Origin of the sequence: Pedobacter lusitanus (assembly GCF_040026395.1) — a bacterium.
Classification (GTDB): domain Bacteria; phylum Bacteroidota; class Bacteroidia; order Sphingobacteriales; family Sphingobacteriaceae; genus Pedobacter; species Pedobacter lusitanus.
In genome coordinates this window covers 3,525,134-3,545,342 of record NZ_CP157278.1, presented here as the reverse complement: position 1 = coordinate 3,545,342, position 20,209 = coordinate 3,525,134, and the positions used below count along the sequence as shown (strand labels likewise).

Sequence of the window (20,209 nt, the reverse complement as noted above, 5' to 3'; positions counted from 1 at the left end):
TCGCTGTATAGTAAAATATTGGCTATCCGATAACTCAATACTTTTTAAACAAGAAATTATAAGTAATTTCACAGCCTTATAGAATAGGGTGATACCCAATCAGGTTAAAAAAATATAAGAATGAAAAAGTTAATTTTAATGCTAGGCTTGGTCCTTTCAATGCTTTTCCTGCATTCCAGCGAGGGTTTTGCTTTGGTACAAAGTCATGATTCTACTGCGGTAAGTGATGACATTCAATTTACCGAAATTGGTTCTGCAGCAGATAGTGCTGCAAATGCTGTTGTGAAAGATAGTGTCAGGAAGGATAGCGTTAAAGCAGTTTCTGACGTTAAAACTGCGCCTGTTTTGCAGCAAACTGAACAGGAAAAAACATTATGGCAGACCTTTATACAAGGGTTAATTGGCGGATTCATTGCTTTTCTCATGCCTTGTATTTTTCCTATGGTGCCGCTTACTGTAAGTTATTTTACTAAGAGAGCCGGCAGCCGAAAAAAAGGAATAGGACAAGCAATAATTTATGGAATATCAATTATCATAATCTATGTAGCCTTTGGATTATTGATTACGCTGCTTTTTGGTTCGGCTAAACTTAATGAGTTGAGCAGCAGTGGTTGGTTTAATTTCGCTTTCTTTATTTTACTTGTTGTTTTTGCAGTATCATTTTTTGGTGCTTTTGAAATTACCCTGCCAAGTTCTTTTGTCAATAAAATTGATCAGAAGGCCGATGATAGTAAAGGTCTTGGCGGAATATTTTTTATGGCCGCTTCACTGGCTTTGGTTTCATTTTCCTGCACCGGGCCGATTATAGGCACCTTGCTGGTACAGGCAAGTTCTAAAGGTGAGATTCTTGCGCCCGCAATAGGGATGTTTGGTTTTGCTGTGGCACTGGCACTTCCTTTTACTTTGTCTGCAATATTTCCTGGTTTCCTGAATAGTATGCCTAAATCGGGTGGCTGGTTAAATAGTGTAAAGGTTTGTCTTGGATTTTTAGAGCTGGCTCTGGCGCTTAAGTTTTTATCTGCGGCTGATCTGGTTTGGCACTGGGAATGGTTTGACAGAGAGATATTCCTTGTATTGTGGATTGTTATCTTTTTCCTGATGGGGATTTATATACTTGGCAAAATTAAGTTTTCACATGACAGTGATATCCCTTACGTTTCTGTGCCAAGGTTGTTTTTTGCTATTTTCTCTTTCTCTTTTGCCATGTATCTTGTCCCTGGTCTTTGGGGGGCTCCGGTTAATATCTTAAGTGGTATCGCTCCTCCTTTGAATACACAGGATTTCATTTTGGGTGGAAACAGTAATGGAAGTTCACAGGGATCATCTGATTTTCCTGCTTCAGTTAAATATAATGATGTATTGCATCCTCCGCATGGTTTTAATGCATTTTTTGATCTTGATGAAGGATTGGCTTATGCTAAAAAAGTGAATAAACCAGTACTGATAGATTTTACCGGTCACGCATGTGTGAATTGCCGGAAAATGGAAGACAAGGTGTGGATAGATCCGCAAGTGGGTCATTTAATTAAAGATGAGTATGTTCTTATACAGTTATACGTTGACGAACGTTCGGTGAAAATGCCTAAGGATAAAGTTCATTATTCTAAAATTTTAAGAACTACAACTGATGATCTGGGGCGTTGGAACGGAGATTTTCAGGCTACGACCTATAACTCAAACTCGCAGCCATTTTATGTCCTTGGCGGGCATGATCTGGCTCCTTTGGTTGCCCCTCAGGGTGCAATCTTTGACGCTAAAGAATACGCTGCATATCTGCAAAGCGGTCTTGATAAATTTAAAGCATCCAAGAAATAATGAATAAAATTAAGAACATAGCTGTATTAACATCAGGGGGAGACGCACCCGGGATGAATGCTGCCATAAGGGCAGTAGTCAGAGCGGGTATATATTATGATTTAAATGTTTCAGGAGTACTAAGAGGATATGAAGGATTAATAAATGGTGATTTTATCGCTATGGACAGAAAATCCGTTGCAAATATTATCCAGCGTGGAGGAACCATTCTTAAAACTGCCAGAAGTGATGACTTCAGGACTAAGGAAGGAAGACAAAAAGCTTATAACCAGTTAAAGGAGCATAATATTGATGCTATGGTTGTGATTGGTGGTGACGGTACGTTTACAGGAGCGAATTTATTTACAAGTGAATTTGATTTCCCTGTAATTGGGTTGCCAGGTACAATTGATAACGATCTTGCAGGGACTGATTTTACAATTGGTTATGATACTGCAATTAACACAGTTGTAAATGCAATTGATAAGATCAGAGATACAGCAGAATCACATGACAGGCTTTTCATTGTAGAGGTTATGGGCAGAGATTCCGGATTAATAGCATTAAGAAGTGGAATTGGTGTAGGTGCTGAAGCAATTATGATTCCTGAAGCCAATATGGGTGTTGATGGGCTAATTAAAAGGTTAGAATACGGACGGAAAGATAAAGCTTCCAAAATTATAATAGTTGCCGAGGGTGATGAAGTTGGCGGAGCTTTTAATGTGGGAGAAGTTCTAAAAGAAAATTTTCCTAATTATGATATCCGGGTGTCTGTTTTAGGACATATTCAGCGTGGTGGAAAGCCAAGCTGTATGGATAGGGTGTTGGCCAGCCGTTTTGGTGTCGCTGCTGTAGAAGGCTTGCTGGCAGGTAGATCCGGTGGTATGGTCGGACAGATTAATAAGGAAATCTTATTCACTCCTTTTGATCATGCGATTAAACATATTGATGCTGAAGAAGTCAGTCCTGCCTGGTTAAAACTGGTAGAGATCTTGTCTTTATAAAAAAGGAATAGGCGTCATTATGATATGGCGCATTAATAATTTTTGTGGCATCTTGCTAATCATTAGTATTTTACTTACTTTTGCATCCCCGCTAGCATGAAGCTCCGGGAACTATGTTGAATACATAAACTTATAAAGAAATGGCAACTAAAATCAGATTGCAAAGATTCGGTAAAAAGAGCAAACCTTTTTTCCACGTAGTGGTAGCGGATTCACGCTCACCGAGAGATGGTAAATTTATTGAGCGTTTAGGTTCATATAACCCAAACACCAATCCTGCAACCATCGAAATTAATTTCGAAAAAGCATTAGACTGGGTAAACAAAGGTGCTGAGCCTACGGATACTTGCCGTACTATTTTATCTCACAAAGGTATCTTGTACAAAAAACACTTACAAGGTGGTGTTAAAAAAGGCGCTTTAACAGTAGAACAAGCTGATGCTAAATTTGCTGAATGGTTAGTAGCTAAAGACAGTAAAATTGAAGGCAAAAAAGACAGTCTGACTAAATCTAAGGATGAAGTTAGAAAAACTGCTCTTGCTGCTGAAGCTAAGAAAAATGCAGACCGTGCTGCTGCTATCGCATTGAAAAATGCACCGGTAGCAGAAGAAGTTGTTGTTGAAGAAACTACTGAGGAAACTCCGGTAGCTGAAACTCCAACTGAAGATGCTCCTGCAACAGAAGAAACAAAAGAAGAAGAAGCATAGTAATTTGTAATTCTTGATTATAGCGAAGAATCCTTCATTTGAAGGTTTTCTTCGCTATTTTTATTTAATGTATACTGATTTAGATTTTAATGACGCACGAAGAAGCTTTTTATATAGGATATTTTACCAAAACAAAGGGATTAAAAGGGGAACTTCAATTGTTCTTTGAATATGATGAACCTGGTCTGCTTGACCTTGATGTCATATTTGCAGATATGAATGGTAAGATGGTGCCTTTTTTCGTGTCGGCATGTAAAATGCAGCCGAACAGTACAGGGAATATTTATCTCGATGATATTGATCATATTGATAAGGCGCAGATTTTACTTAAGAAAAAGGTTTATTTGCCGATCAGTAAAATGCCAGACAGGGATGATGAGGATTTTCATTATACAGACCTGAAAGGGTTTATTGTGTCTGATGAAACTCATGGTGAACTTGGAGAGATACTTGAGGTAAATGAATATCCGCAGCAATTTGTAGCTACAGTATCCTACCAGGAGAAAGAAATTATGTTTCCCCTGAATGAAGATATGATTGTTGAAATTGATGAAGATGCCGGTACGTTGCTGGTTGACCTGCCAGATGGCCTGCTTGATATTTATCTGTCTAATTAAAATTTGTCATTATGCGTTTTGATATCATAACGGTTTTACCGGATTTATTGCAGAGTCCTTTTGCGCACTCTATTTTGCAGAGAGCACAGACCAAAGGCATTGCTGAAATTGTAGTACATAGTCTTAGAGATTATTCCAATAATAAGCAACGAAGTGTGGATGATTATCCATATGGTGGTGGCAGTGGGATGGTGATGTCAATTGAGCCTTTTGCCCGCTGTATTGATGCGTTAAAAGAACAGAGAACCTATGATGAAATTATTTTCATGACTCCTGATGGGGTAACGCTGAACCAAACAATGGCTAATGAGTTATCAGGGAAAGGAAATGTGATTATTTTGTGTGGGCATTACAAGGGAATTGATCAGCGTATCCGGGATATTTATGTGACCCGTGAAATCTCTATTGGTGATTATGTTTTATCTGGTGGAGAATTGCCTGCGGCAGTACTTGTCGATGCAATTGTCAGATTAATACCGGGCGTGCTGAATGATGAGACGTCAGCTTTGAGTGATAGTTTTCAGGGAGGATTACTGGACGCTCCGGTATATACCCGTCCTGCCGATTATAAAGGGCACCAGGTGCCTGAAATCCTGCTGAGCGGTCATGAGTTAAAGATTAACAACTGGAGGCATGAGCAGGCTCTATTGCGTACTCAGCGACTGCGTCCTGATTTGTTGGAAGACTAACGGTTTCTTTGAATATTTCCGCAGACTGTTCTAATTCTTTAATAAATAATTTATTTGCCTTATTGTTTATTTGCAAATGAAATTATTTATATATTTACGAAATAATATTTGGGCCTCTGTCAGCAGGCAATAAATAGGTTATGTAAATAAATTCAATAAGAATGAGCGAAAGTATAGATAAATATAAGATCAATTATTTTTTAGACCAGCTTACCGTTAAGGAATATAAGTTTGCAATGAAGACTATTCCTAAAATGTTGAATATTTCTATGAACACGTTTCATAACTACCGCAGGATAAAGATTGGGGAGACTCAGGATATTCCATATGAAAAAGTCAAACTCATGGAAATTTTATTTGACACAGAGAGCGGAGCGCTGGAAAATACAAAAATGAATGGAAAAAGCCTTGTACAATTGCTTAAAGGCCAATGAGAAGGGTAAAATAATTTCAATTCACAAACAAAAAAAAAGAGAATTATTGTGGATTTCGGAAAGAATGTTGAAAAAAAACAAGAATCACTTTTTTTTATTAAATAAAATTCCTAATATTGCAGTCCGATTTTAAACAACAAAAAGTCGGCTTAATAGCTTAAAATCATGGATTTAGTAAAATTTGTTGAAGAGCAGGTAATCGCAAAGAACGAGTTTCCTGCATTCAAATCAGGAGATACAGTGAGTGTTCACTATAAAATTCGCGAAGGTAATAAAGAACGTGTTCAAATTTACCAAGGTGTAGTCTTACAACGTAACAGCGTAGGTGCTAATGAGACGTTTACTGTTCGTAAAATGTCTAATGGTGTTGGTGTAGAGCGTATCTTCCCAATCAATTCGCCAAACATCGCTAAAATTGAAGTTAACAGTCACGGTAAAGTGCGTAGAGCTAAGTTGTTCTATCTTCGTGAACTGACTGGTAAAGCAGCTCGTATCAAGTCTAAGAGAGTTTAATTTCTCTACAAAATATATAGGCCTTCCCGATCGTATCGGGGAGGTTTTTTTGTATGCACTTAACTCATCCTTACTTTCGGTACTTCGATCTGTACAAATTTATTAGTCTATCGTGATAACCTGGTTTTGTACTTTTGCCGGATAAAATCATGAACATGGATTAAGCGAGGCAGATGGCCGGTTAAGCGGCGTTATAAAGCGATATAAGATCGTAAAACAGGATTGTAGGTGTTTGGGGTGCTGCGTCTGTATCTTGACCCTGCTGAGATGTAAACAAGCCTTGTATTATCTGGAAAAAGCTTAACAAAAAAGAGGGGCAATGTGTATACTTACACATTGCCCCTCTTTTTTATTTTATTCCGGTTAAAGATTATGCTAATTCGGCCAGGACAGTAATCCCGCCTTTAACTACCTGATTTAGCTCAAGATTTACTTTTGTACCAACAGGAAGGAATATATCTACTCTGGATCCGAATTTAATAAAACCGAATTCTTTAGTCTGTTCTACTATATCTCCCTCTTTAACATACCATACAATCCTTCTGGCAAGAGCTCCCGCAATCTGTCTGAATAATACAGGCGTTCCATTTGCATGTTCTACAACAACTGTTGTACGCTCATTTTCTGTAGAAGATTTGGGGTTCCATGCAGCAAGGTATTTACCTGGGTGATACTTGAAAAATTTAACGACACCTGCAATTGGATTTCTGTTTATATGAACGTTTACAGGAGACATAAAAATGGATACCTGTAATCTTTTGTCTTTGAAGTATTCATTTTCCTGTGTTTCTTCGATTACAACAACTTTGCCGTCAGCCGGGCAGATTACCAGATTGTTGCCTGTTACAAATGACCGGGATGGATTTCTGAAGAATTGAAGGACAATAACGAATAAAGCAAATGATGCGACATATACGGCCCATCTTAACCAGGTAACATCAGCAAATCTATAGTCGATGATGGCATTCAGGACGAAGATAAAAAGGAGTGAGAGTGCGATGGTTGTATAACCTTCTTTATGTATTGTCATTTAAATATAAATATGTTTTTGCAAAATTGTGAAAAATTTACGGGAATCAAGCTAAAGAATCTCGATCATGAAATTGTACGGTAAATATGTTTAAGATTTCTGCCTAATTCATCATAGTCCAGACCGTAACCAACTACAAATTCATTAGGAATCTCAAAGCCAACATATTCTAATTCTTTAATTGGCGAAAGTATCGCTTCCGGCTTAAAAAGGAGGCTGCAGACACGAACAGAAGCCGGGGCCTGCAAATAAACTTTTTCTAATATGTACTTTAGTGTAAAACCAGTATCAACGATATCTTCTACCAAAATCAGATGACGGTCTTTTAAGTTATCAGGCAGGCCGAATATTTCTTTCATTTCTCCACTGCTTGTTAAACCTCCCTGATAGCTTGAAACTTTCATAAAAGCCACCTCGCATGGGATTTCTGTTTCCTTAAGCAGATCAGCCATAAATAAAAAGCTGCCATTTAATACCCCAATAAAAATCGGGCATTTATCTTTATAATCTGCACTGATTTGTGCTGCAATCAATTTTGTACGCTCGTTAATGCGTTCGTTCGTTATCGATATCTCGAACTTTCTGTCTCCAACTTCTATCGTATTCATCATTTTTTATCTAGCGAAGTTAATTTGCTTCTTTTTCTTTTTCCAGACGGCGTTTTTCCCGTCTTTCCCTTCGCAGTTCTTTTCTTGTCTTTTTTACTGTGTCCTGTACCGTTAGTTGTTTTGTCGTGGTATCTTTTTTAGACCGGCCAAATAGCCTGTCAAAAAGGTTTTTTGATTCATCCTGCATTTTAACAGGTGCATCGGTGTCTGTATCAAAAGCAGCTGTATCAACCTTTGCTGAATCAGGCAGCAGGTAACGGCGCAGGCCTTCTCTTAGTCGTACATTATAAAAGCCATAACCACTGGTATCTGCAGGCGTTAAACCTCTTTTAGCCATTATTCTACCCATATATCTGAAGTAAGGCAGCATATAATCTTTAAGTCCTCCGTCACCGCGGAATTTGAACATGGCTATTTTTGGACGCGGAACTATATTTGCCAGAAAAATGCCTTCACCTATGTTCAGTTGCGACGGACTTTTGCCAAAATATTGTCTGGATGCCTCACCGATTCCATAAATGTTTTTGCCCATTTCAATGATATTGAAATAAACCTCCAGCATTCTTTGCTTACTGATGAGGTGATTATTTTCAATTAACCAGACAATCAGAATTTCTTCTGCTTTCCTGGCTAGTGTTTTCTGACGGCTTAGAAATACATTTTTCACTAGCTGCATAGAGATTGTACTACCACCTCTCACAAATTTCTTCTCTTTGAAATTAATCACAAAAGATTTACGTATAGACTCCTCAACAAAACCTTTGTGTGTGTAAAAAGAAGGATCTTCAGATGTTAAAAGTGCATTTTTAAAATTGCTGGAAATTTCCGAGAGCGGTGTATAGTTGGGATTTGAAGGACCAATGGTGATATCCCGCATTGGTTTTCCATATTCATAGGGTGTATAAACAAAAGTATCATTGATCTTTTGCAGATTTAACTTACCCCATTTGACTATTTTAAAGTTGTATGGTGTTAGCGCAGACGTAAATTTGAGGCTATCCGGTGTGCTGCTATCCAGATAGAAATTAAGGTCGTACTTAATCTTTCCTTTGACCTGTAATCCATCCAGAGATTCAAATAGTCCTTCGGGAAACGCATTTAAAACTGCCTGTGCATCCTGTTCATCAGCATGAAGCTTTACTTCATAAATTTTATTTGGTGTAAGTGTGTATTTCAAATAAGGATGAATTGCAGCATCTTTCAAAAAGACGGTTGATGTACTATCCAGGGCAACAAAGTTTGGCCCTATCAACATATCTGCGTCGATCTTCGCATCCTTTACTACAATATCATTTGACGCTATTTTGGGATGGTTGATTAATAGGTTTTTGACAGACCATGACCCTGTGATTTTAAAATTGTCCCCACTGTAATCGGCACTTTTCATCTCAGTTCTGACCGTGTCAAAACTTAATTTTGTATGTAGTTTATTTTCCAGGTAAGGCAATTCGACCTTTTGTCCGTCAGCAAAGAAAATTACATCCATTTGCTTTTTACCCGGTTTCAGTTTACCATCAATATGCCAGGTAGCTTCACGCCCATTCACAAGAATAGTTGATTTTAAGTCTCCACCATCAATTGTAGCTGTCGTAGTCAGGAAATTCAGTTTTGCCGTATCATTATCATTCAGTGTAAAAAGAAGGTCTTTCATCTCCATATCATCAGGTATTTTATTTAATACCTGATTAAGTACGTCATGAGCAATTTCACTCAGATCAATTTTTGCTTTATTGTCTTTTTTATCTTTCTTCTTTCTTTTCAGAATAAAGTCCAGATTGGTCAGACTATCCTTCAAAACCACGTTAACCTTTCCGGAATTTAAAGCAATTTCTGCCAGTTTAACATCGCCAAAAAGTAAAGGAAAGAGCTTAACCCCAATAGTGAGGTCAGCTACAGTGGATAATGTATCCCTGTCTTTTGGCACTACAGAAATATCTTTCATGTGTACTGTACTCAGTCCGTTGAAACCGGCGTTACCTATTTTTATAGCTAATCCGTAATCTGTGTCTGCCTTCTTAATAGCCTTGGCTATCATTTGTTTAAGGAGAGCTTCTCTTTTGCTGTAGGCTACAGAACCAAGAATGATGATGATTACAAGAAATACCCCTAGAACCCATGCACCTGTTTTGATGTATTTTTTAGGGATGTTTATTTTTGGAAGACGCATGCTGTAAAATAGATGTTTAATTGCTTAACGCTAAATGCAAATGTTTATTTCGTGTTAAAATTACACTTAAAAAGCCTAAAATCAATTAATTGTAACGTCCTTTTGTTAATTTTGGGCAATGAAGATTAGCAATGAACAAGTTTTAGCTGCTTTGAGAAATGTCGAAGACCCTGATCTTAAAAAAGATCTGGTGACATTGAACATGATTAAAGAGCTGAGCATCGAAGATAAAAAAATAAATTTCACCTTAGAACTCACCACTCCGGCGTGTCCAATGAAAGATATGCTTAAGAATGCATGTTTAAATGCTATCAGGCATTTTGTAGACAAGGAGGCTGAAATAAATATTAAGATTACTTCAAGAGTAACTAAACCAAATGATACCACGCAACTAAAAGATATTAAAAATATCATATTGGTATCTTCAGGTAAAGGTGGAGTTGGTAAATCAACAGTAGCAAGTAATCTTGCTGTTACTTTAGCTGCAGATGGAGCAAAAGTAGGTTTAATTGATGCCGATATTTATGGCCCTTCAGTACCAACTATGTTTGATCTTCTTGGAGCTAAACCTAGTGCAAGGGAAACAGCTGAAGGAAAAACGCTTATACTGCCCATAGAAAAATATGGTATAAAACTATTGTCTTTAGGCTTTTTTGCCGATCCTGATCAACCTGTCCCATGGCGTGGTCCTATGGCCTCCAATGCAATCAAACAATTGTTCAATGATGCTGACTGGGGAGAGCTGGATTACCTGATTGTGGACCTTCCTCCGGGAACTGGTGACATACATATTACTATTACACAAAGTTTTCCTATTGCAGGAGCAGTAATTGTAACTACACCACAACAGGTAGCTTTAGCAGATACAAGAAAAGGTCTGGCGATGTTCAGAATGCCAGGTATTAATATTCCTGTATTGGGGGTAATTGAAAATATGGCTTATTTTACTCCGGAGGAATTACCTGAGAACAAGTATTATATCTTTGGTAAAGATGGAGGAAAAGAGCTGGCAGCCTCTTTTGACGTTCCTTTTCTTGGTGAAATACCTTTGGTTCAGGGGATTACAGAAGGAGGGGATCGTGGTACGCCTATTGCAATGAATAAAGAGAGCCAAACGTCTATTGCATTCTCAGAAATGGCAGGAAAAATTGCACAACAGATTGCAATTAACAATGCATTGCGGACGGATTGCTAAAAAATTAGTAAATTTATATTTTAAAATATATCATGGATTTAAGAGAACAAGTAGAGCAAGCATTAGAAACCATTCGTCCTTATCTTAAGGCAGATGGCGGAGATGTTGCTATAGAAGAAATTACACCGGATAATGTCGTTAAACTGAAATTATTGGGAAACTGTGGGTCTTGTAAAATGAGCTTTATGACCATGAAAGCCGGCATTGAGCAGGCTATTATGAAAGCGGTACCACAAATTACTGCCGTTGAAGCAATTAACCTGACTGAGTCGGTTTAAACCATTTAACAAAATTTAACTAGTCACTGTAAGAAATACAGTTATTTTTGTACGATGAAATACATTTTTGCGGTAGTTTTCATTTTTTTTACTACAGGACTGTTTGCTCAGCAAACTCCTTCGGGGAAGAAACTGATTCAATTTTCCGGGATTATAACTGACAGGGACAGTGGTTTTGTTGTCCCTTATGTGACTATAACCAATAAAACTAATCAGGATCAGCGTTACGCAGCGAATTATAAAGGATATTTTTCTTTTGTAGCTCATCCTGGTGATACCTTGATTTACAATGCGATTGGATATACGGATAAGGTTGTGTTGATTCCGTCTGACGTTAAAGACTCAAAGTATACGGCTATGGTAAAAATGAAGTCAGATATTATTTACCTGCCGGCAGTGCGGATTTATCCATGGGCAACGGTAGAAGAGTTTACGAAAGATTTTCTGGCGATGAAAGTTGCAGATGATGATATGGAGATTGCAAGGAAAAACATGTCTTCACATTCCATTAATGGTAAGATTCAATATCTCCCCAGGGATGCTGGAGAGATTTCTTCCACGAATTTCCGTATAGATCAGGAAAGGGCGTTGAATAAGAATATGGTACAAACTAATCCATTATTAAACCCTTTCGCCTGGGGTAAATTAATGCAGCAGATCTTTAGTGGAGATAAAAGCAGGCAGATGAATAACAATTAACGCTTTTTATTGCGTTGTTGCGGGAACTTCATTCTGTAGTCTGCGTGTATGTCTCCTCTTGAGATAGAGTCCAGTTTAGATTTTAGCATCCGTTTACGTAATAAGCTAAGCGTATCTGTAAACAGCTTTCCTTCTATATGATCATATTCGTGTTGTACAACACGTGCAGGCATTCCAGATAGTGCTTCTTCATGCAATTCCCAGTTTTCATCGTAGTACTGTACTCTTACATTTGGTTTGCGCAATACATCCTCTCTGATTTCAGGAATACTCAGGCAGCCTTCTGTAAAAGCCCATGGTTCGCCGGTTTCTTCCAGAATAACAGCATTAATAAATACTCTTTTGAAACCTTCTTTACCATCTTCATCCGCACCTGTATCTACAATAAATAACCTGATTGGCAGACCGATCTGAGGTGCTGCCAGTCCAACACCACTTGCTGCGTACATGGTATCAAACATATTGCTGATCAGTTTTTGTAAATCCGGATAGTTTTCATCAATGCTCTGGCATACTTTCCTTAAAACGGGGTCTCCATAAGCTATAATAGGTAATTTCATTTGTATAATATTTTTTGACCTGTTTAATACATACAATTTGTATGATATCTTTTTCCCGCTCAATTGCGATGAACAGAATATGATACAAAAGTACGAATATTAGAGCCTGTTTAAAATTTATCTTGTAATCAGGGGATATGCAGATTTTACCCTGCAGGGTTAAAGGTTAAGACACTCAGATTTTTTTCATTTAAAATCTCGTCAGCAATCTTGGCTACATCCTGGGTACTTACATCCTCTATTTTCTGAAAAACTGTTTCAAGACTATCTATTTTATTATAATCGATTAAGCTTTTTGCCATTGAAACAATTAAGCCAATCCTGTTTTCTTCTCCAAGAGCAATCTGTCCGATAAATTTATTTTTTGCTTTTTGAAGCTGCACTGCAGTTAATGGATTTTCCCTTATCTTTTTAAACTCTTTATAGATAAGTGACAGTGCTCTGTCAACTTTTTCCTTATCTGTACCAAAGTATAAAGTGAAAATTCCCGTATCACTAAGTGGACTGTATCCGGATTCTATGCTGTAGGCAATTCCATGCTTTTCTCTGATCTGCAGATTCAAAATAGAACTCATTCCTGTCCCGCACAGTAAATTATTCAATAATAGTAAACCAGTTTTAAAAGGATGATGCAGGGAATAAGCAGCAGAGCCGATCATTGTGTGTGCCTGCATAATCGGTTTCTGATCAGTTCTTGTAATTACAGCTGATTTTTCAGGAGTTTTTCTATTCTCCGGATGCAGGTTTTGTGGAATTGCTTCGTAATATCTGGTGAAGACTTTAACTGCTTTAGGCAGGCTGTAATTGCCTAATACCGCTACAACAATCTTACCTGTGTTGTAATTATCAGCTATAAAGTCTTTAATATCCTGTTGGGAAAGACTGTTTACACTCTCAGTTGTCCCAAGGATATTTCTTCCTAATGAATGACCGGCAAATACGATATCTTCAAAATCATCATAGATTGCCTCTTCCGGCTGGTCCAGGTAAGATGCGATTTCATCTAATATAACCCCTTTTTCTTTCTCCATCTCCTCTTCAGGAAATGTAGAATGGAATACGATATCATTGAAAAGCTCGAGCGTTCTGTCCAGATAGGGATGTAGAAAGGATGCATGGATACAAGTATATTCTTTAGTTGTATAGGCATTTAAATCTGCCCCAACACTTTCCAGTCTGTTCAGAATCTGATTTGTATTCCGTTTTTCTGTACGCTTGAAAATTAAATGCTCAATAAAATGAGCTAGCCCGGCCTGGCTTTCAGTCTCATCACGTGAACCACTGTTTACTATAATACAGGCATGCGAAATTGCTGATGCTGAGGGTACGTGAAGAAGACGAATGCCATTAGGCAGTGTGTGTACATTATATTCCATTCTATGCAAAGATACAGAAGAACATTGCTAACCAATTGTAATATTCTTTCTTAAAAAGTTGAAGAAGAACCACCACCTCCAAAATCTCCGCCTCCAAACCGGGTTTCTGTACCTTTAGGAGCATCCAGCTGAGTGGTTGCTATAATAAGTGATTCCATATTAATTCCACCAGCTATGGTGTCCTGCTGAAGTTCTCTGGAGGTAAAGCCATTTCTCGGCGTTTTAAGGTATCTGATAGTCAGGTATGAGCCTGCCAGTGTAAATAATCCTATCAGAACAAGGGTAACCTCAATTGGCAGCACGTGATAATAATTTTTAAAAGTAATGGCAGCTATTGCGATCAGTACCAGTCCTGTACGCAATAGAATTACATTCTTTTTATAAATACCGAGCCCGGTATAAATAAATGGCACAAGGATAGTCCATGGCCAGAAAAATATGGGGTATGGGACCTTATATGGGCCAATAGAGGTATATCCGTAAAGCTCATTCCCTAATTGCTGGACTACATAGTAATTACCGGCCAGGTATAAAGTAAGGAGGCTACCGGTTTGCAGAAAGAGTAAGCAGTGCTGATAATGTACAAATTTCAGTTTGCTGCCTGCAGATAAAAAAAAGTAATAGACAACAGCAGAAATCAGCATGACTAAAAACGGGAGTATTGAAGCACCAAAAGAAAGATGATAAATGGCCAGCATTACTATAAGACTCAAAAGAGCAAGAAAGGAAAATAATGCCATCAGGCTGTCTGCAAACCTTAAAGCCAGGTATATACTTAACAGCAACGCGAAGGTGGCTATTGGTATAGAGGAATGCAGGTCACCATTATTGAAAAACCAGTTAAGCTTTGCTGTCATCCAGACAAAGGAGACACAGAATAAGCCACCTGAAATCCACAACAGCGCATCATCGGTTCCGGATCTGAAATGGTTCTTTTTTTTAACCACAATTTCAAGAGCAATATAACTGATAAGCCCTAAAAACAATATCCAGCCACCACTATCGACCATTCCCGTGTCCCAGAATATATAGCTCAGTAAACATCCGCCAAATAATGCAATGATACAGGTTAGCACAAATAATCCTGTTCTGACAAAGATATTGGGAGAATAGAATCCGACTGGATAGGTCCGTTCTATGTTTTTAAACTCTTCTTTAGGCAGGTCGCCAGCAATTACCGACTTATTCATCTGATCCTGTATAATCAGATTGGCGAGCCATGTTTTATTGTAGATAATCATGATTCTTTGATTTTTTTATTCAGCTGGATCAGCGCAATGATTAAACAGATAGCTGAACCAATAAAATATAGTAAGCCCATCACAAAGGCCGCTTCTGAGTTCATGTTAAAAAGAACTCTTACAATCAATGTACTGATAGCTGTATAAGCGTAAAGAATAATCAGCAAAAGAAAATAGAAGGATTTGTTCTTCAGGGCATCTGTGTATAAAATGAATGCAAGAACGAAGACACCAATCAGCCACAAAAAGCTTAGGGCGTTATCATAGGTAGTGAAATAACCAGTAAAAAGAGCAAGAAAGGAAATATTCAAACCGAAATTCTGATAGGTGAACTTGAAGTGTTTTTTGAAATTATAGCGCTCCGAAACATATCCTGCGGCCAGTAAAAACAGACCGAGAAAAAGATAGGGAATGATCAGCGAGTTATTACTACCCAGTCCGTTTGATAATATAGTATAGGGATTAACAGTTAAGCCCAGCCAGATTGCAAGATTGGTAATACCCATGCATAAGATGCCTATATGATCGAATTCATAAGCAACATAAAAAAGAATAAGCATAGGAATGAGTGTTGCGAGGCCATAATTATCACCAAAAACATGATATTGAAATTGAAGATAACCTAAAAAGCTTAAAAGGCTCAGACAACCCAATAACAGGATATAATCATAAAATGAACTGGGTGAATCGCTCTTTTCTCTGCTGAAAGGATTTCTGTTTTTAATGCAGTAAATGAAACAACCAGCGCAGATAGCTGCAATGAAAAGTAAAATAAACTGATGGCCAATAGTATCAATGTTTTTATAAATTAAAACTCCCAGGCCGGTACTTAAAAGCGTAACGCCAAGGTATAACAGGGTTTTAAGTTCCCAGTGCAAAGAGAATAAAGGGGTCGTGTTTTTGGCTATTATTTTCTCCAGTGTTTCATCACTGATAAGTCCTTCGTTATGGAGTTTTTTATAGAGGTCTGTATTCATTGATCAGGCTCAAAAGTTAATTCTTATTGTAAGCTTACGAAAATTTAATTGCTTAAGAGTGTGTTTTAAATTAATCTGTTCATTTTTTACTGTCAATTTGACAACTGAAATCAAATTGGAACATCCCTTGATAAAGCCGTTATGTACTTAAAAATGAGTTAACATATGAGCATAGAAGAAAAAGGGAGTATTTCCATACATACCGAAAACATTTTTCCTATTATTAAGAAATTCCTGTACTCAGACAATGAGATATTCCTGCGCGAGCTGGTTTCCAATGCGGTTGATGCGGTACAAAAAATCAAACGTTTAGCTGCATTAGGTCAATACAGTGGTGAGCTGGGTAGCCCTTTGGTAGAAGTAGCGCTTGATGTGGAAAAGAAGACTATCACTATCAGTGATAACGGCTTGGGAATGACTGCTGAAGAGATTAAAAAATATATTAATCAGGTGGCTTTCTCAGGAGCGAGTGAATTTGTAGAAAAATTCAAAGATGCTAAAGACGCAAATGAGATCATTGGTAAATTTGGATTAGGGTTCTATTCTGCATTTATGGTAGCTGATCTGGTTGAAATACAGACATTATCTTATCAGGATGGCGCAGAACCTGCACGTTGGGTTTGTGACGGAAGTACTTCTTATGAGATTACTGAAGGTTCACGCACGACTAGAGGAACAGCAATTATTCTTCATATTAATGAAGAATCAGCAGAATTCCTTAGTCAGCACAAATTAGAAGAGATCCTTGATAAATACGGTAAATTCTTACCGGTACCAATTAAGTTTGGTACAAAAACAGAACAGATTCCTGATGGTGAGGATGAAGAAGGGAAGCCAAAAACAGTAGCTGTTGAAACTGATAATATCATCAATACAACTGATCCTATCTGGACTAAAGCACCTGCAGATTTGTCAGATCAGGACTATCTGGATTTCTATAAGCAATTATATCCATTTGGCGAAGATCCATTGTTCTGGATTCACCTGAATGTAGATTACCCATTCAACTTAACGGGTGTTTTATACTTCCCTAAAGTGAAGAATGATTTTGATATGCAGCGTAACAAAATCAAGTTATTCAGCCGCCAGGTATTTATTACTGATGAAGTAAAAGATATCGTACCTGAATTCTTAATGTTGCTGCATGGTGTTATTGATTCTCCGGATATTCCATTGAATGTTTCCAGAAGTTTCCTTCAGGCAGATAGCAATGTGAAAAAAATCAATAGCTATATTACTAAAAAAGTAGCTGATAAACTAGGTGAGCTCTTCAATAAAGACCGTAAGGCCTATGAAGAAAAATGGAGCGATATCGGTCTTTTCGTGAAATACGGAATGGTAAGCGAAGAGAAGTTCTATGATAAAGCAAAAGATTTCGCTTTGGTGACGAACACTAAAAACGAAAACTATACGCTTGATGAATACCATGCAAAAGTTAAAGATATTCAGACCGATAAAAATGGTCAGGTTGTATACATCTATACCAATGATCCGGCTAAACAGGATGGTTTCATCCAGTCAGCTAATAAAAAGGATTATGATGTTTTACTGATGAATTCGGCAATTGATAATCACTTTGTAACTTCTTTAGAGCAAAAACTGGAGAAAACATTGTTGAAACGTGTTGATTCCAGCGTAGCAAGTAAACTGATCGAAAAGGATGAAGTTGTCGAATCAGTATTAACTGATGAACAATCAGCAACAGTGAAAGGTGTTTTTGAAAAAGCGATTGTTAAACCAGGTTTCCAGGTGGAGATTGTTGGCTTACATCCTGAAGAATTCCCTGTAACAGTAACTATGGATGAATTTATGCGCAGAATGAAAGACATGGCTCAAATGGGTGGTGGAATGAGTTTCTATGGTAATATGCCGGATAGTTATAAAGTTGCCATTAATGGTAATCATAAATTAGTAAATAAGATTTTACAGACTGAGAATAGTGAAGAGCAAAGTGCTTTGGCTAAACAGGCTGTTGATCTGGCTCTGCTATCTCAGGGTATGCTGACAGGTGCTGAACTGACTGCATTTGTTAACAGAAGTGTTGAGTTGATTTAATCTCTCCAGACAAAACTGCCGGTAAAAAAACATCCCTGTTTTCTGTATCTCCTTTCTGAAGGATTTATAGGAAACAGGGATTGTTTTTTATAGAAAAACCAGCTTGCTGTCTGGTGTTTTTATTTTTTTATATTCTCCAGACTAAGCAGGAAAGCGTAGTTCAGTGCAATATCTTTTAAATAATCGAATCTCCCGGATGCACCACCGTGACCAAAATCCATATCTGTCTTCAAAAGGAGGATGTTTTTGTCAGTTTTTTCAGCTCTGAGTTTAGCGACCCATTTAGCAGGTTCGAAGTACTGAACCTGACTATCATGCAGACCTGTTGTTACCAGCATATTCGGGTAATTTTTGGCCTCAATATTTTCATAAGGCGAATAACTCTTCATATAATGATAAGCATCCTCTTTTTTAGGGTTACCCCATTCATCAAATTCATTTGTAGTCAAAGGGATACTTTCATCAAGCATGGTATTGATAACATCTACAAAGGGAACCTGAGCGATAATACCATTCCATAGCTCTGGCTCAAGGTTAATTATAGCTCCCATCAATAAACCGCCGGCACTACCACCCTGGGCATATAAATGTGCAGGACTTGTAAATTCCTTTTCAATCAGGAATTTTGCGCAATCGATGAAATCAGTGAACGTATTCATTTTTTTCATCAGCTTTCCATCTTCATACCAATAGCGGCCCATCTCCTGTCCTCCGCGAATATGTGCAATGGCATAAACGAAACCTCTGTTTAATAAGCTGAGGTTACTGGTTGAAAAGGAAGCATCCATGCTATGGCCATAAGAGCCATAGGCATATAGCAGTAAAGGAGCCTTGCCATCCCTCTTTAAGCCGTTTTTATAGACTAGTGAGATGGGAACTTTGGTCCCGTCTTTTGCTGTGGCATACAGGCGTTCTGTAGTATATTCGGATTTATTATATCCGCCTACCACCTCCTGCTGTTTCATGAGCAGTTTCTCTCTGGTGTCCATATGATAGTCATAAACAGAAACCGGTGTAGTCATGGAAGTATATATAAAGCGAAGTTTTGTACTGTTATATTCCGGATTATTACCAACCGAAGCACTATAAGCCGGATCTTCGAAATCTATATAATGCTCAGATCCGTTTATGTTACGGATCCTCAATTGAACAAGGCCATTTTTACGTTCAGAGATTACGATGAAATCTTTGAATCCCTCAACATCTTCCAGCAAAACATCTTTGCGATGGGGGATTACCTCTTTCCAGTTCTCTATACCCATTTTATCCAGGGGACATTCCATTAAGCGAAAGTTCTGAGCCTCCCAGTTAGTCAGTATCAGGAACTTATCGGCCAGTGCAGTTACACTGTATATTACATCCTTAACCCTGGGCTGGAACACTTTGAAATCTGCATCAGGCTGGTCAGCAGGTATTACCCATTCTTCTGTAGATAATGTTGCGGACGAATAAATGAAGATATATTTGCCGGACTTTGATTTTCCAACGCTTATAAAATTTGACTTATCTTTTTCGTGATAAACAACCTTGTCTTTAGCAGTACTGGTCCCCAGTTTATGTTTTTTGATTTTTTCACTTAACAGGGTCTTTTGATTTTTTGAAGTATAAAAAAGGGTTTTATTATCTGCTGCCCAGACAGCATCCCCTTCAGTATTGGCAATACTATCTTTTAGTAATTCTCCCGTTTCCAGATTCTTAATCAGAATTGTATACTGCCGTCTGGATACATTATCTACTGCAAATGCCAGTAATTTGTTATCAGGACTAACAGTATATCCTGTGGCCGAATAATATGGATGACCCTTCGCCATTTCATCAATATCCAGGAGGATTTCTTCCTCCGCTTCTAAAGTCCCTTTCTTCCGGCAAAATTTAGAGTACTGTTTTCCTTCTTCTGTTCTGGAATAATAGAAATAACCATTTTTAAATGCAGGTACAGATTCATCTTTTTCTTTAATACGGCCTTTCAGTTCTTTAAACAAATTGGCTTGTAGTGTCTCTGTTCCGGCCATCATCTTCTCCAGATAGACGTTTTCGGCATTTAGATAATCAATTGTTTTTTCACTGTCCGGACCTTTTTTAAAGTAATCTATCATCCAGTAATAATTATCTGTTACTGTATCACCATGAAAAGTTCGCTGTTTAGGTTTAATATCCGCTACCGGTGCTTTTGCTGCGGGCCATTTATAAGTTTCCATTTTTGTATCTTTGTTTGTGTTGATTAAGGTTGAACAGAGCAATTGAATAAACAGAATGATCATTCCT

The 20,209-nt window shown here is 37.8% G+C and carries 19 protein-coding genes; 11 read left to right on the top strand and 8 right to left on the bottom strand.

Going from position 1 to position 20,209, the window contains the following annotated elements; all coding sequences use genetic code 11:
• Positions 1-120 precede the first annotated feature (120 nt).
• The 7 genes from PL_RS15175 to rplS all read left to right on the top strand — a co-directional run bounded on the left by PL_RS15175 (position 121) and on the right by rplS (position 5,758).
• A complete protein-coding gene (locus PL_RS15175) occupies positions 121-1,815 on the top strand; it encodes a protein-disulfide reductase DsbD family protein (protein ID WP_041883648.1) in 1,695 nt (564 codons plus the stop codon).
• Complete coding sequence (gene pfkA / locus PL_RS15170; RefSeq protein WP_041883650.1) at positions 1,815-2,798, top strand: 6-phosphofructokinase; 984 nt, start codon at positions 1,815-1,817, stop codon at positions 2,796-2,798. The genes PL_RS15175 and pfkA overlap by 1 nt, the downstream gene beginning before the upstream one ends.
• Before the next feature lie 140 nt (positions 2,799-2,938).
• Positions 2,939-3,505 carry a 30S ribosomal protein S16 gene (locus tag PL_RS15165; RefSeq protein ID WP_041883651.1) on the top strand — a complete coding sequence of 189 codons (567 nt, stop codon included), beginning with the start codon at positions 2,939-2,941 and terminating at the stop codon, positions 3,503-3,505.
• Between the two features lie 89 nt (positions 3,506-3,594).
• Positions 3,595-4,122: a ribosome maturation factor RimM gene (gene rimM, locus PL_RS15160; protein WP_041883652.1), complete on the top strand. Its 528-nt coding sequence runs from the start codon at positions 3,595-3,597 to the stop codon at positions 4,120-4,122.
• 11 nt (positions 4,123-4,133) lie between these two features.
• Positions 4,134-4,811 (top strand): tRNA (guanosine(37)-N1)-methyltransferase TrmD, encoded by a 678-nt coding sequence (gene trmD / locus PL_RS15155; RefSeq protein WP_041883654.1) that lies wholly within the window; start codon positions 4,134-4,136, stop codon positions 4,809-4,811.
• 161 nt (positions 4,812-4,972) lie between these two features.
• Positions 4,973-5,245, top strand: a complete 273-nt coding sequence (locus tag PL_RS15150) for a hypothetical protein (RefSeq protein WP_041883656.1) — start codon at positions 4,973-4,975, stop codon at positions 5,243-5,245.
• Positions 5,246-5,410: 165 nt separating this feature from the next.
• Positions 5,411-5,758, top strand: coding sequence for a 50S ribosomal protein L19 (gene rplS, locus PL_RS15145; protein ID WP_041883657.1), 348 nt, complete (start codon positions 5,411-5,413; stop codon positions 5,756-5,758).
• A 370-nt stretch (positions 5,759-6,128) separates the two neighbouring features.
• Here rplS and PL_RS15140 read toward each other — a convergent pair whose 3' ends face one another.
• The 3 genes from PL_RS15140 to PL_RS15130 all read right to left on the bottom strand — a co-directional run bounded on the left by PL_RS15140 (position 6,129) and on the right by PL_RS15130 (position 9,563).
• Entirely contained in the window at positions 6,129-6,788 is a 660-nt protein-coding gene (locus tag PL_RS15140) for a phosphatidylserine decarboxylase family protein (protein WP_041883658.1), read from the bottom strand.
• Positions 6,789-6,853: 65 nt separating this feature from the next.
• Positions 6,854-7,399 carry a hypoxanthine phosphoribosyltransferase gene (gene hpt, locus PL_RS15135; protein WP_316933280.1) on the bottom strand — a complete coding sequence of 182 codons (546 nt, stop codon included), beginning with the start codon at positions 7,397-7,399 and terminating at the stop codon, positions 6,854-6,856.
• Positions 7,400-7,415: 16 nt separating this feature from the next.
• Positions 7,416-9,563: a transglycosylase domain-containing protein gene (locus PL_RS15130; RefSeq protein ID WP_041883662.1), complete on the bottom strand. Its 2,148-nt coding sequence runs from the start codon at positions 9,561-9,563 to the stop codon at positions 7,416-7,418.
• 118 nt (positions 9,564-9,681) lie between these two features.
• Here PL_RS15130 and PL_RS15125 point away from each other — a divergent pair, with 118 nt between their 5' ends.
• Genes PL_RS15125 through PL_RS15115 form a run of 3 tightly spaced genes read left to right on the top strand, consistent with a single transcriptional unit; the run spans position 9,682 to position 11,735 of the window.
• Positions 9,682-10,758, top strand: a complete 1,077-nt coding sequence (locus PL_RS15125) for an Mrp/NBP35 family ATP-binding protein (RefSeq protein WP_041883664.1) — start codon at positions 9,682-9,684, stop codon at positions 10,756-10,758.
• Positions 10,759-10,790: 32 nt separating this feature from the next.
• Complete coding sequence (locus PL_RS15120; RefSeq protein ID WP_041883666.1) at positions 10,791-11,036, top strand: NifU family protein; 246 nt, start codon at positions 10,791-10,793, stop codon at positions 11,034-11,036.
• Positions 11,037-11,090: 54 nt separating this feature from the next.
• Positions 11,091-11,735 carry a hypothetical protein gene (locus tag PL_RS15115; protein ID WP_041883668.1) on the top strand — a complete coding sequence of 215 codons (645 nt, stop codon included), beginning with the start codon at positions 11,091-11,093 and terminating at the stop codon, positions 11,733-11,735.
• Here the strand turns inward: PL_RS15115 and def are convergent.
• The 4 genes from def to PL_RS15095 form a co-directional block, all read right to left on the bottom strand.
• Entirely contained in the window at positions 11,732-12,295 is a 564-nt protein-coding gene (gene def / locus PL_RS15110; protein WP_041883669.1) for a peptide deformylase, read from the bottom strand. The genes PL_RS15115 and def overlap by 4 nt on opposite strands.
• A gap of 146 nt (positions 12,296-12,441) precedes the next feature.
• On the bottom strand, positions 12,442-13,671 hold the full coding sequence (locus PL_RS15105) for a M16 family metallopeptidase (protein ID WP_041883671.1): 1,230 nt from the start codon (positions 13,669-13,671) through the stop codon (positions 12,442-12,444).
• Positions 13,672-13,721: 50 nt separating this feature from the next.
• On the bottom strand, positions 13,722-14,912 hold the full coding sequence (locus PL_RS15100) for a hypothetical protein (protein ID WP_348619824.1): 1,191 nt from the start codon (positions 14,910-14,912) through the stop codon (positions 13,722-13,724).
• Positions 14,909-15,889, bottom strand: a complete 981-nt coding sequence (locus PL_RS15095; protein ID WP_041883678.1) for a DUF2157 domain-containing protein — start codon at positions 15,887-15,889, stop codon at positions 14,909-14,911. The genes PL_RS15100 and PL_RS15095 overlap by 4 nt, the downstream gene beginning before the upstream one ends.
• Before the next feature lie 165 nt (positions 15,890-16,054).
• Between PL_RS15095 and htpG the strand changes: the two genes are divergently transcribed.
• Positions 16,055-17,944: a molecular chaperone HtpG gene (htpG, locus tag PL_RS15090; protein WP_348619823.1), complete on the top strand. Its 1,890-nt coding sequence runs from the start codon at positions 16,055-16,057 to the stop codon at positions 17,942-17,944.
• Positions 17,945-18,063: 119 nt separating this feature from the next.
• Here the strand turns inward: htpG and PL_RS15085 are convergent, their stop codons facing one another.
• A complete protein-coding gene (locus PL_RS15085) occupies positions 18,064-20,142 on the bottom strand; it encodes a S9 family peptidase (RefSeq protein ID WP_235324691.1) in 2,079 nt (692 codons plus the stop codon).
• Positions 20,143-20,209: the final 67 nt, after the last annotated feature.

What these genes read in the sequence shown, in the direction of transcription:
- PL_RS15175 (WP_041883648.1), top strand. Translation starts at nt 121, where the DNA reads ATGAAAAAGTTAATTTTAATGCTAGGCTTGGTCCTTTCAATGCTTTTC.
- pfkA (WP_041883650.1), top strand. Translation starts at nt 1,815, where the DNA reads ATGAATAAAATTAAGAACATAGCTGTATTAACATCAGGGGGAGACGCA.
- PL_RS15165 (WP_041883651.1), top strand. Translation starts at nt 2,939, where the DNA reads ATGGCAACTAAAATCAGATTGCAAAGATTCGGTAAAAAGAGCAAACCT.
- rimM (WP_041883652.1), top strand. Translation starts at nt 3,595, where the DNA reads ATGACGCACGAAGAAGCTTTTTATATAGGATATTTTACCAAAACAAAG.
- trmD (WP_041883654.1), top strand. Translation starts at nt 4,134, where the DNA reads ATGCGTTTTGATATCATAACGGTTTTACCGGATTTATTGCAGAGTCCT.
- PL_RS15150 (WP_041883656.1), top strand. Translation starts at nt 4,973, where the DNA reads ATGAGCGAAAGTATAGATAAATATAAGATCAATTATTTTTTAGACCAG.
- rplS (WP_041883657.1), top strand. Translation starts at nt 5,411, where the DNA reads ATGGATTTAGTAAAATTTGTTGAAGAGCAGGTAATCGCAAAGAACGAG.
- PL_RS15140 (WP_041883658.1), bottom strand. Translation starts at nt 6,788, where the DNA reads ATGACAATACATAAAGAAGGTTATACAACCATCGCACTCTCACTCCTT.
- hpt (WP_316933280.1), bottom strand. Translation starts at nt 7,399, where the DNA reads ATGATGAATACGATAGAAGTTGGAGACAGAAAGTTCGAGATATCGATA.
- PL_RS15130 (WP_041883662.1), bottom strand. Translation starts at nt 9,563, where the DNA reads ATGCGTCTTCCAAAAATAAACATCCCTAAAAAATACATCAAAACAGGT.
- PL_RS15125 (WP_041883664.1), top strand. Translation starts at nt 9,682, where the DNA reads ATGAAGATTAGCAATGAACAAGTTTTAGCTGCTTTGAGAAATGTCGAA.
- PL_RS15120 (WP_041883666.1), top strand. Translation starts at nt 10,791, where the DNA reads ATGGATTTAAGAGAACAAGTAGAGCAAGCATTAGAAACCATTCGTCCT.
- PL_RS15115 (WP_041883668.1), top strand. Translation starts at nt 11,091, where the DNA reads ATGAAATACATTTTTGCGGTAGTTTTCATTTTTTTTACTACAGGACTG.
- def (WP_041883669.1), bottom strand. Translation starts at nt 12,295, where the DNA reads ATGAAATTACCTATTATAGCTTATGGAGACCCCGTTTTAAGGAAAGTA.
- PL_RS15105 (WP_041883671.1), bottom strand. Translation starts at nt 13,671, where the DNA reads ATGGAATATAATGTACACACACTGCCTAATGGCATTCGTCTTCTTCAC.
- PL_RS15100 (WP_348619824.1), bottom strand. Translation starts at nt 14,912, where the DNA reads ATGATTATCTACAATAAAACATGGCTCGCCAATCTGATTATACAGGAT.
- PL_RS15095 (WP_041883678.1), bottom strand. Translation starts at nt 15,889, where the DNA reads ATGAATACAGACCTCTATAAAAAACTCCATAACGAAGGACTTATCAGT.
- htpG (WP_348619823.1), top strand. Translation starts at nt 16,055, where the DNA reads ATGAGCATAGAAGAAAAAGGGAGTATTTCCATACATACCGAAAACATT.
- PL_RS15085 (WP_235324691.1), bottom strand. Translation starts at nt 20,142, where the DNA reads ATGGAAACTTATAAATGGCCCGCAGCAAAAGCACCGGTAGCGGATATT.